This is a genomic window from Streptomyces sp. NPDC058741 (genome assembly GCF_042746715.1).
Taxonomy (GTDB): domain Bacteria; phylum Actinomycetota; class Actinomycetes; order Streptomycetales; family Streptomycetaceae; genus Streptomyces.
In genome coordinates, this window is sequence record NZ_JBHYQH010000010.1 from 151243 (window position 1) to 165576 (window position 14334).

Consider the following 14334-nt stretch of genomic DNA (forward strand, 5'->3'; position numbering starts at 1 on the left):
GCCCACACAGGTGGGGGGGGGGGGGGGGGGTTTTGGCGGGGGGGGGCGGAATCGTGACGTACTGGCGCGCGGGGGACCGCCACCACCGGGGCGCCACGGGTACCGAGTACCTCGGGATGGTCGTCGTCAGCGCGGCGATCGTCCTCGCCGTCTCGGCGACCGGCGTCGGGCAGCTGCTCTACGACAGGATCGCCGCGCAGGTGTGCCGGGTCGCCGGCGGCGGGGACTGCGGCTCGGGCGGCCCGGGGCCGGGCAGGCCCCTGACCGACGCCGACTTCGAGCCGGCGCTGTGCCAGGTCTCCTCCGTCACCGACAAGGCGGGCTCCAAGGCGAAGGTCTTCTTCTGGGAGATCGGCAAGGAGTACGGCTTCCAGGAGCAGCGTCTGAAGGCGAAGACGGACGTGAACGGGGACGGCAGGGTCGACGACGGCGACCAGATCGTCTACCTCACCTTCACGGACGCCGCCTCGGCCGCCGCGAAGAAGGACTTCAAGCCGGGCGTGAAGGTGGGCCGGTTCGGCGCCGACAAGGTGGAGCTGGGACTCGGCGTCAAGGTCACCAACGGGGACACCTGGGTGTTCAAGAGCCCCGAGGAGGCCCAGCGGTTCCGCGACGACGTGGAGAAGCTGCAGATGTACGAGATGCGGCGGACGATGCCGGGCGGCGCGGAGGCGAGCCTCGGTGACGGCATCCTCTACCTCTTCGGGACGGGCCCCCTCAAGGACGAGGAGGACACCCAGAACCGCATCAAGGAGAACCTCGGCGACAACCGGAAGATCACCTACGGCAAGGTCGGCCTGGAGGCGTCGGCGTCGGCGGGCCTGAAGATCTCGGCGGGCGACGAGAAGAAGCTGAGCGCCGCGCTCGGCGGCTCCTTCAAGTACGCCCCGGAGGTGACCTGGACGGACAACGCCTACAGCGGCACCAAGTCGTACACGTACTCCTCGTCCGTCGAGATCGGCTCCAAGGTGGGCTACGAGGCGGGACCGCTCAGCGGCGAGTACACGGCGAACACCACGCAGACCGGCACCGTCACGGTCACCTACGACAAGAAGACCGGAAGGCTGGTCCGCATCGACATGACCCGCACGGTGGAGGAGGGCGGGCAGCGCGACGGCGCCAAGGCCGGCGGCGACAACGGCGAGCAGGACGACGCGAAGCGGGGCGGGAGCGCCGGGGCCAAGGGCACCGACGCGCAGACCGGCATCGAGATCGTCACCCACTCGGTCGCCTTCGACCCGGGACCGGCCGGCGACCGGGACCGGGCGGTGGCCGAGCGCTGGCTGGACACGGGCAACGAGCAGGTCGCCACGCCGTTCACGTACATGTTCTCCGACCGTGCGCCGACGTCCCGGCCGGGCGCCGACGACCCCTTCGGGCAGCTGATGTTCGACCGGGGCACGTCCAGCCGGATGAGGTACACGGGTGACGTCAACGCGGCCGAATACGGCTTCGAGTTGAATCTGGGGCTCAGTCTGGGCATGACGATCAGCACGGAGAAGAAGGCGGAGACCCTGACCGACGCCCGGTTCCTGGGGGCGCCCCGCGGGGACAGCCGCTCCTATCTCCCCTACAGCTACTGTGCGAACTGACGAAACGGGAGCCGAAGCCGATGAAGACCCGCCGTGCCTGCCTGGCCGCCGCCCTGCTGACGACCGCCGCGGCCCTGACCGGCTGCGGGAGCTCCGGCTCCGGGGCGGACGCGGTGCCCGAGGGCTGGGGCACACTGAAGACCGAGGGCGTGGACGTGTCGTACCCCAAGGGGTACGAGCGGCAGAGCACCGCCGAGCGGGGCCCGCACAACGCGGCGGCGGCGGTGCGCACCCGGGACGGCAGGAAGGTCTCCGTCCTCACCGTGCAGCTCGGCTTCACCGAGGCGGACTCGGCCGAGCAGGCGGGCATCGCCGCCGAGGCGGGCATCCAGATGGGCGCCGACGTCGAGGGGCAGAAGGACGTGGAGCTGGCGGGCACCGGCGAGGCGAGGCGGATCGACTTCTCCTTCCGGGCGACCGGCGAGGACGGCGGCCCGGCGAAGGGCACCCCGGTCGAGGGAGTGATCCTGGCCGGCCTGGACTCGGCCGGCACGGCTTTCGCGGTCCGGATCGACGCCGAGCGGGGCACCCTGCCGGAGGAGGACCTGGAGCGGATCGTCGACTCGGTGCGGGTGCACTGACCATGGAGGTACCGGGTGCCGGATACGTCGTCCTGCTGTTCGGGGTGCCGGCGTGGCGGTGCGCGCGACGGCTGGTGAGGGTGGTGCGGGCGGAGGGCGAGTGCGTACGGGTGGAGAGCGAGCCGTACCACCGCTCCGACGCCCGGCGGCACGTCTTCGCCTTCCGCACGGCCGACGGCACCCGGGTCGAGTTCGAGGAGCCGGCGGCCTGGTCGACGGCGCGGGGCAGCCCGGTCACCGTCACCTACGATCCGCGCGACCCGCAGGGCACGGCGACGGTCGCGGGCCGGGGCAGCTGGTCCCCGGTGCTCCAGGCGGCGGCGCTGGTGGCGGGCTGCGGGGCGGCCGCGCTGGGCTTCGCGATCCTGCTGTACGTCGAGATCCACGGAGGCCTTCGATGACGCTCGTCCGCTGCTGGGCCGTCGGCATCGTGGTGCTGGTGGTCGCCGAGTACCTCCAGATGACGCTGCTGTACGGGCCACTGACCGGCCCGGAGGGCGTCGGGTCCTTCGGGGGCGCGCTGGCGCTGGTGCACCTGCCGAACCTGGTGTGCGTGGTGCTCGCGACCTGGGCGGCGGCGCGGGTGCACCCGGAGCCGTGGCGGTACCGGCCCACCCGGCATCTGGCGGCGGCGTGCGCGGTTCCGGTGGCGGCGCAGGTGCTGCTGCTGGTGCTGCGGCCCGGTGTGCTCGACCCGGTGGGGCTCGCCTTCTGGATGTCGGCGGGGGTGCTGCTGGCCGGGTGCGCGGTGGGGGTGCTGCTCGACCGGTTGGTCTGGACCTCTTGACAGCATGGTTGGTCTGGACCATTTTCTTGTCATGTCCAGACACAGACGATCCCTGCGGCTGTGGTCGGGTGCCCTCACGGCTGCCCTGGCCCTCACTGTCACGACCGTCGGCCAGGCCTCCGCCGCCGACGTCAACAACGTCAGGAACGCCGGCTTCGAGGCGGGCGTGAGCGGCTGGACCTGCTCGGCGGGCAGCGGTACGACCGTGTCCTCCCCGGTGCGCTCGGGCACCGCGGCGCTCAAGGCGACCCCCTCCGGGCAGGACAACGCGCGGTGCGGCCAGACCGTGCGGGTGCGGCCGGACTCCACGTACACGCTGAGCGCCTGGGTGCGCGGCGGCTACGCCTACCTCGGCGTGACGGGCACCGGCACCACGGACGTGTCCACCTGGACGCCGGACTCCTCCTCCTGGAAGCAGCTCTCGACGACCTTCACGACCGGCTCGTCGACCTCGTCGGTCACGGTGTACACCCACGGCTGGTACGGCCAGGCCGCGTACCACGCGGACGACGTCTCCGTGTTCGGCCCCGACGGGGGCGGCGGCACGGACCCGGGTCCGACGGTCCCGGCCGCGCCGGGCGGCCTGAACGTCTCGGGCACGACGTCCTCGTCGGTGTCGCTCGCCTGGAACACGGTCTCCGGAGCGACGGGGTACACCGTCTACCGCGACGGCACCAAGGTCACGGCGGTCTCCGGCACCTCGGCGACGGTGACCGGACTCGCGGCCGCGACGGCGTACTCCTTCCAGGTCACCGCGACGAACGCGGCCGGTGAGTCGCCGAAGTCGGCGGCGGTGACGGGCACCACGAACAAGCCGAGCGGCCCCGGCCCCGCGCTGCCCGGGCACGCGGTCACGGGCTACTGGCAGAACTTCGACAACGGGGCCACCGTCCAGAAGCTCGCCGACGTGCAGCCCGCGTACGACATCATCGCCGTGGCCTTCGCGGACGCCACCTCCACTCCGGGCGCGGTGACCTTCACCCTGGACTCGGCAGGACTCGGCGGCTACACGGTCGACCAGTTCAAGGCCGACATCAGGGCCAAGCAGGCGTCCGGCAAGAAGGTGATCATCTCGGTCGGCGGTGAGCGCGGCACGGTCGCCGTCAACGACACCGCCTCGGCGGCCGCCTTCGCCGACAGCGTCTGGTCCCTGATGCGCGAGTACGGCTTCGACGGCGTCGACATCGACCTGGAGAACGGCCTCGACGCGACCTACATGACGCAGGCGCTGCGCTCCCTGTCGGCCAAGGCCGGCTCCTCGCTGATCATCACGATGGCGCCGCAGACCATCGACATGCAGTCGACGTCGAACTCCTACTTCCAGACGGCGCTGAACGTCAAGGACATCCTCACCGTCGTCAACATGCAGTACTACAACAGCGGTTCGATGCTGGGCTGCGACGGCAAGGTTTACAGCCAGGGCTCGGTGGACTTCCTGACGGCCCTGGCCTGCATCCAGCTGGAGGGCGGCCTCGCCCCGTCCCAGGTCGGGCTCGGCCTGCCCGCCTCCACGCGCGGGGCGGGCAGCGGCTACGTCTCCCCCACCGTGGTGAACAACGCCCTGGACTGCCTGACCCGGGCCACCGGCTGCGGCACGTTCAAGCCGCCGCGGACCTACCCCGACCTGCGGGGCGCGATGACCTGGTCGACCAACTGGGACGCGACCGCGGGCAACGCGTGGTCGAACGCGGTCGGACCGCACGTGCACGCGCTGCCGTAGCCGGCACCGCCGCCGGGGCGGGGGGACGGCCTCCCTCACCCCGCCGGCCGGTAGTGGCCCAGCACCCACGCGAGCTGCGGGAACCACTCCCGCAGCCGCGTTCTGGGCCTGGCCTCCACCACGCACTCGTAGAACCGGCCGTCCAGGGGGATCACGGCGACCATCAGCGCCTTGCCGTCGGGGCTCGCCCGGTAGTGGACGCTGCGGATCTCCGACCAGTGGAAGTCGACGGTGAGACCGCGCGACTCGAAGGCCACGCCCGCCGCGTCGACGACGACCGAGTTGCGCTTGTCGACGGCCAGGAACTCCGGCCCCGCGGGCGCCGGCTGCGGCGGGGCCTGCCCGTAGGGCGGTGACACCGGCGCGTACGGGCCCGGCGGGGCCGGACAGGGCACCGCCGCCGGACCAGCGGCCGGAGGCGCCGGCGGGTACTGCGGCGGGGGCGGGCCGAAGCCGGGGCCGGGTGGTGGGTAGGGCTGGCTCATCCGTCAGATCCTCGGTCCTCGTGCTCGCGGGAAACGCCTCGGTGCTGCGGCGAGCCATTCTCCGCCCACGGCCCACCGCTAGAAGAACTCACCCCACGGCTGGTCCCAGACCTGCTTCACGCACAGGACCAGGAAGAGGAGCCCCGCGACGGCCAGCATCGCGTTGCTGAGCAGACCGTTGCGCCACTCCCGGGGCGTCCGGGAGGAGTTGAGCAGCCAGATGAGGGTGGCCGCCAGGAAGGGCATGAAGGCAGCGCCGAGCACACCGTAGACGATGACAAGGCGGAACGGCTGTCCCCCGAAGAGCAGGATGATCGGCGGGAACGTCAGCCAGAGCAGATAGGCGCGGAACGGCCAGGAGCGTTCCCGCGCGCCCGAGGCGACCTCCTCGCCCTCGGCCCGGCCCCTGCCCGTCAGCCGCGCCACGAAGTCGGCGAACATCAGGGACACGCCGTGCCAGACGCCGATCAGCGAGGTGAAGGACGTGGCGAAGAAGCCGATCAGGAAGAACGTCGCCGTCGCCGTGCCGTACTCCTCCTCCAGGATGTCGCCCAGCTGCACCAGGCCCTTGTCGCCGGAGGCGAGGGCCACGTTCGCCGAGTGCAGCAGCTCCGCGCCGACGAACAGCATGGCGACGACGAAGACGCCGGTGGTGGCGTAGGCGACGCGGTTGTCCAGGCGCATGACCTTCATCCAGCCGGTGTCGGTCCAGCCCTTGGCGTTGACCCAGTAGCCGTACGCGGCGAGCGTGATGGTGCCGCCGACGCCGCCGATCAGACCGAGCGTGTTGAGGATCGAGTCCTTCTCGTCCGGGAGGACCGGCAGGAGCCCGGCGAGGGCGTCGGGGATGTTCGGGGTGACCCGGATCGCCAGGTACACGGTGACCACGAACATGACGCCCACCAGGACCGTCATGACCTTCTCGAAGACCGCGTACTTGTTGAACCAGACGAAGACGAGCCCGACCAGACCGCAGGCGATGCCCCACCACTTGAGGTCCATGACGTCCGGGAACAGCGCCTGGAGCGGCAGCGCGCTCGACGACATCGCGGCGGCGCCGTAGACGAAGCCCCAGACGACGACGTAGACCGCGAAGAACCAGGTCGTCCAGCGGCCGAGGCTCGCCCAGCCGTCGAACAGGGTGCGGCCGGTGGACAGGTGCCAGCGGCCGGCCGCCTCGGCGAGGGAGATCTTCACCAGGCAGCCGACGACCGCGGCCCACAGCAGGGTGTAGCCGAAGTTGCTGCCCGCGATGAGGGTGGCGACCAGGTCACCGGCGCCGACGCCGGTCGCCGCGACGACGATGCCCGGCCCGATGTACTTCCAGCTCCCCTTGCGGGGCGGGGATGACTGTGCGGCCGTGCTCTGCGTGGTGTTGCCCGTGGTGTCCGCCATGCAGATCAAGAAAGCGCAACCGGACCCGCCCGGCAAGAGGGCATGAGCGCAGACGCGCCCTGGGGGCGCGGGAAACCGCGCGCCGAGCTCCCACGGACCCGCGGACGGGAACGGTCACCCGGAGGCGGGACGAACCCCGGGGAGGCCGAACCCGGCGGAGCGTCACGGCTGTCGCCCCCGGCCCCGCCGCACCCTCCGCCGGCTGGCCCCTCGAAACCGTCTCCGCCCCCTGGGGGGCGTCCTCCGCATCGGCCGACCGGTCCGCCGGGGAGGACGGCGTCCGGCTGTTCGACTCCCCGTCGGGCGACTCGAGGTACCCCAACTACGCGGAGATGACGAGCGAGATCAACGCGGTCGTCGCGGCCAACCCGTCCCTCGCGAGCCGGCGCGTGATCGGCAGGTCCTACCAGGGCCGCGACATCGTCGCCATCAAGATCAGCGACAACGTGGGCACCGACGAGTCCGAGCCGGAGGTGCTGTTCACGCACCACCAGCACGCCCGCGAGCACCTGACCGTCGAGATGGCGCTCCACCTGCTGCGCGAGCTGACCTCCGGCTACGGCTCCGACGCCCGCGTCACCGGCATGGTGAACAACCGCGAGATCTGGATCGTGCCGGACATGAACCCGGACGGCGGCGAGTACGACATCGCCACCGGCTCGTACCGCTCCTGGCGCAAGAACCGGCAGCCCAACTCCGGTTCCTCGTACGTCGGCACGGACCTGAACCGGAACTGGAACCACCGCTGGGGCTGCTGCGGCGGCTCCTCGGGCTCGACGTCGTCCGAGACCTACCGGGGTCCGGCGGCGGAGTCGGCGCCCGAGGTGAAGGTCGTCGCGGACTTCGTGCGCGGCCGGGTCGTCGGCGGCAGGCAGCAGATCCGCGCCGCGATCGACTTCCACACCTACAGCGAGCTGGTGCTCTGGCCGTTCGGCTACACGTACTCCGACACGACGACCGGGATGACCGCGGACGACCGGGCGGCCTTCAAGGCGGTCGGGCAGAAGACGGCCGCGAGCAACGGGTACACGCCGGAGCAGTCCAGCGACCTGTACATCACGGACGGGTCGGTCGACGACTACCTCTGGGGTGCGCACAAGATCTTCGCTTACGCCTTCGAGATGTACCCGAGGTCAGGTGGAGGGGGGTTCTACCCGCCCGACGAGGTCATCGCGCGGGAGACCTCCCGCAACCGGGACGCGGTCCTGCAGTTGCTGGAGAACGCCGACTGCATGTACCGGTCGATCGGCAAGCAGAGCCAGTACTGCGGCTGACGGCTAGCTCGCGTCCTCGTCGAAGTAGGCGTCCAGCACCGCGTCCAGCCGCTCGTCCCACTCCTTGAAGCGGCTCCTGGCCGGCGCCTCGATCTCGATCGGGAACCAGCGCCGGTCGGGGGTGTGGACGGTGACGGTCCAGCGCTTGCCGAAGCGGGCCGTCGTCGTCTCCACCGCGCCGATCTCGTCCCAGCGGAACTCGCACTCCTGGTCGTCCAGGCAGAGCCGGACGCCTCTGCGGTCGGCGACCAGCTTCGCTCGGCGGTCGGACGCCTCGAACGCGGGACCGTCGGCCTCGGTGTCCTCCTCCGGCTCGGAGGGGGACACCGTGTCCTCCTCCACCGCCTCGGGGGCGGCCTCGTCGGCATCGGCGGTCCCGGCGGCCTCAGGCTCCTTCTCCGGCCCGTCCTCCTCCGTCCGTCCGGACGCGGGTGACGTGAGCCCGGGGATGAAGGCCGGGTCGAATCCGGCGCCTTCCAGGGGCTGGCTGCTCGAACCTATGCGCTGCTCCACAGCGGAGCAGTATGGTCGACGAACCTGTGCCGCACACAGCCGGCCCCCACTTCGTTATCAGACGCCTACACGAACAGGCTGAGGACCGCCGCCACCACGAACCCGGCCACGGACAGCACGCTTTCGAGCGCCGTCCACGTCTTGAGGGTGTCGCGTTCGCTGATGCCGTAGTACTTGGCCACCGTCCAGAAGCCGCCGTCGTCGACGTGCGAGGCGAAGATGGAGCCCGCGGAGACGGCCATGATGACCAGGGCCACGAACGCCTGGGAGTGGTCTCCCTCGGAGAGCAGGGGCGCCACGATGCCGGCCGTGGTGACGGCCGCGACCGTAGCCGAGCCCTGAACCACGCGCAGCACCACGGAGATCGGGTACGACAGCGCGATCACCGGCAGGCCGATGCCGTTGAAGGTGTCCGCCAGGGCCTGGGACCGGTCCCTGTGCCCGATCGGAGAGGAGGTTCCGATTCCTCAGCGGAGACCGGGCTGGACGGGAGAGTGTTCGGCATCGGCTTCTTCTCCCTTCGGTACCGCACCGCCGGAGGACGGCACGGCGGGTTCGGGCAGGGTGTGGAACAGGAGCCAGGCAAGGAGGGGCGTCGCCGCTGGCCCTGGGCACGGCGCCGAAGACGCCGGCGCCGACCACCAGCAGGAGGGTGCCGACCGGCTCGGCGGGGTGGTGCGGGTGTTGGGGGTGAGCGTGGTCCTGTCCGTCATGCGGTGCCCTTCACCGGTGTCCTGCCGGAGTACTCGCCGCTGATGGCGTCCGCCGTACGGCGCACCAGCGGCAGGAAGGTGAGGAGTTCGTCGGCGGTGACGACGACGTTCGGCGCGGAGACGACGCGCCCGTCGGCGCCGCGGATGGGCGCCGCGACGCAGTTGATGGACTCCTCGTGGCCGCCGAGGTCGGTGGCCCAGCCCTGTTCGCGCATCTTCTGCAGCTCGCGCAGGAACGCGCTCGCGTCGGGGGTCGAACGGGCCGTGTACGCGGGGTAGTCGAGCTTCTCGGCGACCGCGCGGCGCTCGGGCTCGGGCAGGTCGGCGAGGAGCAGCTTGGCGACCGCGGCGACGGTGATGGCGACGGGCTTGCCGATGCGGGAGTACATCCGCACCGGGTAGCGGCTCTCGACCTGGTCGATGTGGAGCACCTCGTTCTCCTCGTACACGGCGAGGTGCACGGTGTGCCCGCAGCTCTCGTTGAGGCGGACCAGGTGCGGATGGGCGATCTCGCGGACGTCGAGGTTCTCCATCGCCTCCTGGGCGAGGGCGAAGAGCCGGGCGCCGAGGCGGTAGCGCTGGTCGGACTGGCGGTAGACCAGGCCGTGCTCGTGCAGGGTGCGCAGCAGGCGCAGGGCGGTGGACTTGTGCACGCCGAGGCGGTCGGCGACCTGCCCCGGGTCGGCGGGGCCCTCGGCGAGCAGCGGCAGGATGCTGAGCGCGCGGTCGACGGTCTGGCTCGCGGCGTTCGTACCTCCTCGTCGGCCTGCTGGGTGTCCTCGGTCCAGCCCGGGCCGAGTCGCAGTCTCCCCCATGCGGTGTCGTCCAGGGCGGCGAGCCGGTCGGCGTGCTCCCGGGCGGGCGGCGCGGCGAGCTCGCCGGGGACGGTGAGGGCGGCGGCGGCCGTCAGGTGCCCGTGCCGCAGCCGGTCCCGGACGGGCAGTCCGCGCAGGGTGGCGGAGAGGAACCCGGCGGCGAAGGCGTCGCCCGCGCCGACGGCGGCGACGACGTCCACGACGTTAGGGGCGTCGCCGGGTCCGGTGGGGCTCACGATGGTCTGGCTCCTCGGCGGTTGGGTGGGGGGCGGCTTCATTGACCGGCGGTGGCCGAGATGTGAGACAGCGTTGAGCGACATGCGCAATGAGAGTTGCACTTGATGCAACGCCTCTGATCAGGAGGACTTATGCCAGCCGACACCGCAGCCGAGTCCCTCGCCCGGCTCGCCGCCGAGCGCGTCGACCACCGCTTCAAGGGCCTCCCGCCGGATGCGGACGGCCTGACGGTCGGCGAGCTGGCCGCCCAGCGCCGCAACCTCTTCGACGGCGGCTTCACCACCCCCGTGCTCGCGCTGTCCGCCGAGCGGCTGGAGCACAACCTGAGGCTCATGGAGACGTACGCGGCCCGGCACGGCCTGGCCTTCGCACCGCACGGCAAGACCTCCATGGCCCCGCAGCTGTTCCACCGGCAGATCGAGCACGGGGCGTGGGGCATCACCTTGGCGGTGCCGCACCAGGTGCGGGTGGCGCGGGCCTTCGGCACCCGGCGCGTGTTCCTCGCGAACGAACTGGCCGACGCGGCGGCCCTGCGCTGGATCTCCGGCGAGCTGGACACCGACCCGGACTTCCGGTTCGTCTGCTACGTCGACTCGGTGCGCGGCGTCGAGCTGACGGACGCGGCCCTGCGCGGCGCCGCCCGGCCCCTGGACGTCGTGGTGGAACTCGCCGCCGGTGAGGGCGCCCGCACCGGTGTCCGCACGGAGGCGGAGTGCGAGGCGGTCGCCGACGCGGTGGCGGCCACAAGGACGCTGCGGCTCGTCGGGGTCGCGGGGTACGAGGGCGAGGTGCCGAAGGCCGACCCGGAGCGGGTGACCGCCTGGCTGCGGCGGCTGGTCGCGCTCGCGGCCGGACTCGACCGGGCCGGGCGCTTCGCCGGACTGGACGAGATCATCGTCAGCGCGGGCGGCAGCGCCTGGTTCGACGCGGTCGCCGAGGTCTTCGCGGAGATCCCCGAACTGTCCCGGCCCGTGCTGAAGTTGCTGCGCTCGGGCGCCTACGTCTCGCACGACGACGGCCACTACCGCAAGCTCACCCCGTTCAACCGGGTCCCCGAGGAGGGGGCCCTGGAGCCCGCGTTCCGCCTCTGGGCCCAGGTGGTGTCACGGCCCTCCCCCGGGCAGGCCTTCGTCAACGCGGGCAAGCGGGACGCGGCACACGACCTCGGCCTGCCCTTCGCCCAGGTGATCCGCCGCGACGGCACCGAGCGCCCGGCCACCGGCGTGACCGTGACGGCCCTGTCCGACCAGCACGCCTGGCTGAGCACCGCGCCCGGGACGGACCTGGAGGTCGGCGACTGGGTGGGCCTGGGCCTGTCCCACCCGTGCACCTCGTTCGACAAGTGGCAGCTGATCCCCGTCGCGGAGGCGGACGGTACGGTCGTCGACTACGTCCGCACGTTCTTCTAGGAGGCCGGCGCGATGGAAGAGCTCGTCATCAGGGACGCGGACGTCGTCGACGGCTCCGGCACGGACTCCTGCCGGGCGACGTGGTGGTCGACGGCGGCCAGATCACGGCCATCGTCAAGGAGGCCGCGGCGGCCGGCTGCCAGCGGCCGAAGGCCCGCCGGGAGCTGGACGCGGAGGGCCTGGTCCTCTCCCCCGGCTTCGTCGACATGCACGCCCACGGCCTCGGCAGCGCTCGCGGGGGCCGCGCAGGCCCCGGACATCGCCAGGGCTAAGCACGCGGCGGCGAGGGGTTTTCTCATGGGGTCCCCTCTTGCGACGGAGGCGGCCGGACATCCTCCGGCCGCCCGCACTGTTGTCATGCACATTGTGATCGCCGCTCGGGGGAGGGCACAAGGACCTGTTCCACGACCGGAACCTCGGCCTCCACCGGGTCTCGGACAACACCCCTCAGGAGCCGGTCACTTGGGCCCCTTGGTGCCCCCCGGGCCGTGCCCGGGCTTCCCGTCGGTCCGGCCGGGGGGCACGGTCATGGCGGGGGCCGTGGCCGTGGCCGTGGGTGCGGGAGCCGCCGGGCCACTGGTCGTGGAGTCGGCCGGCGGGGGCGGCGCGCCGTCCGTGGCGGAGGGGGACGGCGTCCGGCTCCCCTCGGCGGACGGACCGCCGGAGGCGCGACCGGACGGCTCGCCGGACGCCCCCGTCCCCGCGTCGAGCGGAGCGCCGGAGGCCTCCTCCTGACCGGTTCCGCCGGGCGACGCCGTCGGCGACTCCCCGGAGGACGAGCCCGTACGGCCGTCCTCGCCGTCCCGCGTCCCGCCGGACGGCGAGTCCGAGAAGGAGAACCCGGCGATGAGGACGGCCGCCGCCACGGCACCCACGGCACCGGCGGCGACCGCCACCCGGCGCGACTGCCACGGAGGGGGCTTGCGCCGGGCGCGATGCCCCGCCCCGGACCGCGCCGGCGCGGACACCGGCGCCGAGGGCACCACCGGCAGCTCGCGCGTCTCTCCGGCCTCGTCCGCACCACCCGCGCCGCCCGCACCACCCGCTCCGGCGGGGTGCGGAAGGCCGGGGGTCTCGCCGGGATACCCGCCGGGGACGTCGGAGTAACCGTGGGCATGCGGGTCGCCCGCGCCGCCCGCGCCACCCCCGCCGTGCGGGCCGTGCGGGCCGTGCGGGCCGTGCGGGCCGCCGTCCGGGCCCGTGGCGTACACGTCCCGCCATCCGTGCGCCGCCGCCGGATCCGCGTACGCGTCGTACGCCGGAGGGGGGGCTTCCTGCGGCAGGTACACCTTCGGTGGCCCCTGCGGCTCGCCGCCCGTCACTCCGTCGGCGTAATCGAATGGCTTGGACATGGCGGGAAATTGTAGGGACCCGAGGTGCTGGTGGGACAGCTGGCGGCGATATCGCCGCAAAGCACCGTGTCTCACGTGGCGGAAAACACGACCCGAGACGCGTTACCGCGCCGTAAGCTCCCAGACATGCAGGTGATCCAGTCGACCAAGCTCGCCAACGTCTGTTACGAGATCCGGGGCCCGGTGCTCGAGGAGGCGATGCGGCTGGAAGCCGCCGGTCACCGGATCCTCAAGCTCAACACGGGCAACCCGGCGGCGTTCGGCTTCGAGTGCCCGCCGGAGATCCTGGAGGACATCCTCCGCAACGTGTCCTCGGCGCACGGCTACGGGGACGCCAAGGGCCTGCTGGCCGCGCGGCGCGCGGTCGTCATGCACAACCAGACCCTCGGCATAGAGACGGACGTCGAGCACGTCTTCATCGGCAACGGCGTCTCCGAGCTGATCGTGATGGCGATGCAGGGCCTGCTGGACGACGGCGACGAGGTCCTCGTCCCGGCGCCCGACTACCCGCTGTGGACCGCGGCCGTCTCCCTGTCCGGCGGCACCGCCGTGCACTACCGCTGCGACGAGCAGTCCGACTGGATGCCGGACCTGGCCGACGTCGGGCGCAAGGTCACCGACCGCACCAAGGCGATCGTGATCATCAACCCGAACAACCCGACCGGGGCCGTCTACGACGAGGCGATGATCAAGGGGCTCACCGACATCGCCCGCCGCCACAACCTCCTCGTCTGCTCCGACGAGATCTACGACAAGATCCTCTACGACGAGGCCACGCACACCCCGACCGCCGCCGTCGCGCCCGATCTGCTCACTCTGACCTTCAACGGCATGTCGAAGGCGTACCGGGTGGCCGGCTACCGGGTCGGCTGGATGTCGATCTCCGGGCCGCGCGCCCACGCCGACTCCTACATCGAGGGCCTGACGATCCTGGCGAACATGCGCCTGTGCGCGAACATGCCGGGACAGCACGGGGTCGTCGCCGCGCTCAGCGGACGCCAGACCATCGACGACCTGGTGCTGCCGGGCGGACGGCTGCGCGAGCAGCGGGACGCGGCGTACGAGCTGTTGACCCAGATCCCGGGCGTGACCTGCGTGAAGCCGAAGGGGGCGCTGTACCTCTTCCCGCGTCTCGACCCCAAGGTCTTCAAGATCAAGGACGACCGGCGGATGGTCCTCGACCTGCTCCGCAGCGAGAAGATCATGGTCGTCCAGGGCACCGGCTTCAACTGGCCCGATCCGGACCACTTCCGGATCGTGACCCTGCCCTCGGTCACCGACCTGCGGGACGCGATGGGCCGCATCGGCCGCTTCCTGGACGGCTACGGCCAGCCCTGACCCCCCGGCACCCCGCACGGCCGCGGACCGCCCGCTCACCCTGTGCGCACGGGCGGTCCGGTTTTGCGAACCGCTCAACTTTAGACAGATTCTAAGCTAGGGTGGCTTCCTGTAAGAATCCAG

Annotated in this window: 13 protein-coding genes and 3 pseudogenes; 9 read left to right on the plus strand and 7 right to left on the minus strand. The window is 71.9% G+C overall.

Annotation, left to right across the window (positions count from 1 at the left end; genetic code table 11):
- The first annotated feature begins 53 nt into the window (after positions 1 to 53).
- From ACFW6P_RS11385 to ACFW6P_RS11405, 5 genes are read left to right on the plus strand one after another with little or no spacing between them, the layout of a single operon-like run.
- Entirely contained in the window at positions 54 to 1592 is a 1539-nt protein-coding gene (locus ACFW6P_RS11385) for a hypothetical protein (RefSeq protein ID WP_386423497.1), read from the plus strand.
- Positions 1593 to 1612: 20 nt separating this feature from the next.
- Positions 1613 to 2173, plus strand: coding sequence for a hypothetical protein (locus tag ACFW6P_RS11390; protein WP_386423499.1), 561 nt, complete (start codon positions 1613 to 1615; stop codon positions 2171 to 2173).
- A gap of 2 nt (positions 2174 to 2175) precedes the next feature.
- Positions 2176 to 2574: a DUF3592 domain-containing protein gene (locus ACFW6P_RS11395; RefSeq protein ID WP_386423501.1), complete on the plus strand. Its 399-nt coding sequence runs from the start codon at positions 2176 to 2178 to the stop codon at positions 2572 to 2574.
- On the plus strand, positions 2571 to 2960 hold the full coding sequence (locus ACFW6P_RS11400; protein WP_386351116.1) for a hypothetical protein: 390 nt from the start codon (positions 2571 to 2573) through the stop codon (positions 2958 to 2960). The genes ACFW6P_RS11395 and ACFW6P_RS11400 overlap by 4 nt, the downstream gene beginning before the upstream one ends.
- Before the next feature lie 31 nt (positions 2961 to 2991).
- The gene (locus tag ACFW6P_RS11405) at positions 2992 to 4680 is read left to right on the plus strand and encodes a chitinase (RefSeq protein ID WP_386423503.1); all 1689 of its coding nucleotides are present in this window, start codon (positions 2992 to 2994) and stop codon (positions 4678 to 4680) included.
- Positions 4681 to 4715: 35 nt separating this feature from the next.
- On the opposite strand, the gene ACFW6P_RS11410 is transcribed toward ACFW6P_RS11405, so the two are convergent.
- Together ACFW6P_RS11410 and ACFW6P_RS11415 are read right to left on the minus strand one after the other, a co-directional pair.
- The gene (locus ACFW6P_RS11410) at positions 4716 to 5165 is read right to left on the minus strand and encodes a hypothetical protein (protein WP_386423505.1); all 450 of its coding nucleotides are present in this window, start codon (positions 5163 to 5165) and stop codon (positions 4716 to 4718) included.
- A 78-nt stretch (positions 5166 to 5243) separates the two neighbouring features.
- Positions 5244 to 6560 carry an Nramp family divalent metal transporter gene (locus ACFW6P_RS11415; protein ID WP_386423507.1) on the minus strand — a complete coding sequence of 439 codons (1317 nt, stop codon included), beginning with the start codon at positions 6558 to 6560 and terminating at the stop codon, positions 5244 to 5246.
- Here ACFW6P_RS11415 and ACFW6P_RS11420 point away from each other — a divergent pair.
- The gene (locus ACFW6P_RS11420) at positions 6512 to 7834 is read left to right on the plus strand and encodes a M14 family metallopeptidase (RefSeq protein ID WP_386423509.1); all 1323 of its coding nucleotides are present in this window, start codon (positions 6512 to 6514) and stop codon (positions 7832 to 7834) included. The genes ACFW6P_RS11415 and ACFW6P_RS11420 overlap by 49 nt on opposite strands.
- Before the next feature lie 3 nt (positions 7835 to 7837).
- Here the strand turns inward: ACFW6P_RS11420 and ACFW6P_RS11425 are convergent, their stop codons facing one another.
- The 4 genes and pseudogenes from ACFW6P_RS11425 to ACFW6P_RS11440 all read right to left on the minus strand — a co-directional run.
- On the minus strand, positions 7838 to 8347 hold the full coding sequence (locus ACFW6P_RS11425) for a hypothetical protein (protein WP_386423511.1): 510 nt from the start codon (positions 8345 to 8347) through the stop codon (positions 7838 to 7840).
- Between the two features lie 65 nt (positions 8348 to 8412).
- Positions 8413 to 8775 (minus strand): annotated as a pseudogene (locus tag ACFW6P_RS11430) (GntP family permease); the annotation flags it as partial.
- A 281-nt stretch (positions 8776 to 9056) separates the two neighbouring features.
- Positions 9057 to 9875, minus strand: coding sequence for an IclR family transcriptional regulator (locus ACFW6P_RS11435; RefSeq protein WP_386423513.1), 819 nt, complete (start codon positions 9873 to 9875; stop codon positions 9057 to 9059).
- A pseudogene (locus ACFW6P_RS11440) lies at positions 9803 to 10075 on the minus strand (PfkB family carbohydrate kinase); the annotation flags it as partial. The gene ACFW6P_RS11435 and the pseudogene ACFW6P_RS11440, both read right to left, overlap by 73 nt.
- 168 nt (positions 10076 to 10243) lie before the next feature.
- Between ACFW6P_RS11440 and ACFW6P_RS11445 the strand changes: the two are divergent.
- Entirely contained in the window at positions 10244 to 11521 is a 1278-nt protein-coding gene (locus ACFW6P_RS11445; protein ID WP_386351133.1) for an amino acid deaminase, read from the plus strand.
- Positions 11522 to 11533: 12 nt separating this feature from the next.
- Positions 11534 to 11739 (plus strand): annotated as a pseudogene (locus ACFW6P_RS11450) (D-aminoacylase); the annotation flags it as partial.
- Between the two features lie 240 nt (positions 11740 to 11979).
- Here the strand turns inward: ACFW6P_RS11450 and ACFW6P_RS11455 are convergent.
- Entirely contained in the window at positions 11980 to 12873 is an 894-nt protein-coding gene (locus tag ACFW6P_RS11455) for a hypothetical protein (RefSeq protein ID WP_386423515.1), read from the minus strand.
- Between the two features lie 126 nt (positions 12874 to 12999).
- On the opposite strand from ACFW6P_RS11455, the gene ACFW6P_RS11460 reads away from it, so the two are divergent.
- The gene (locus tag ACFW6P_RS11460; RefSeq protein ID WP_386351139.1) at positions 13000 to 14211 is read left to right on the plus strand and encodes a pyridoxal phosphate-dependent aminotransferase; all 1212 of its coding nucleotides are present in this window, start codon (positions 13000 to 13002) and stop codon (positions 14209 to 14211) included.
- Positions 14212 to 14334 lie beyond the last annotated feature (123 nt).

What these genes read in the sequence shown, in the direction of transcription:
- ACFW6P_RS11390 (WP_386423499.1), top strand. Translation starts at nt 1,613, where the DNA reads ATGAAGACCCGCCGTGCCTGCCTGGCCGCCGCCCTGCTGACGACCGCC.
- ACFW6P_RS11395 (WP_386423501.1), top strand. Translation starts at nt 2,176, where the DNA reads ATGGAGGTACCGGGTGCCGGATACGTCGTCCTGCTGTTCGGGGTGCCG.
- ACFW6P_RS11400 (WP_386351116.1), top strand. Translation starts at nt 2,571, where the DNA reads ATGACGCTCGTCCGCTGCTGGGCCGTCGGCATCGTGGTGCTGGTGGTC.
- ACFW6P_RS11405 (WP_386423503.1), top strand. Translation starts at nt 2,992, where the DNA reads ATGTCCAGACACAGACGATCCCTGCGGCTGTGGTCGGGTGCCCTCACG.
- ACFW6P_RS11410 (WP_386423505.1), bottom strand. Translation starts at nt 5,165, where the DNA reads ATGAGCCAGCCCTACCCACCACCCGGCCCCGGCTTCGGCCCGCCCCCG.
- ACFW6P_RS11420 (WP_386423509.1), top strand. Translation starts at nt 6,512, where the DNA reads ATGACTGTGCGGCCGTGCTCTGCGTGGTGTTGCCCGTGGTGTCCGCCA.
- ACFW6P_RS11415 (WP_386423507.1), bottom strand. Translation starts at nt 6,560, where the DNA reads ATGGCGGACACCACGGGCAACACCACGCAGAGCACGGCCGCACAGTCA.
- ACFW6P_RS11435 (WP_386423513.1), bottom strand. Translation starts at nt 9,875, where the DNA reads ATGGGGGAGACTGCGACTCGGCCCGGGCTGGACCGAGGACACCCAGCA.
- ACFW6P_RS11445 (WP_386351133.1), top strand. Translation starts at nt 10,244, where the DNA reads ATGCCAGCCGACACCGCAGCCGAGTCCCTCGCCCGGCTCGCCGCCGAG.
- ACFW6P_RS11455 (WP_386423515.1), bottom strand. Translation starts at nt 12,873, where the DNA reads ATGTCCAAGCCATTCGATTACGCCGACGGAGTGACGGGCGGCGAGCCG.
- ACFW6P_RS11460 (WP_386351139.1), top strand. Translation starts at nt 13,000, where the DNA reads ATGCAGGTGATCCAGTCGACCAAGCTCGCCAACGTCTGTTACGAGATC.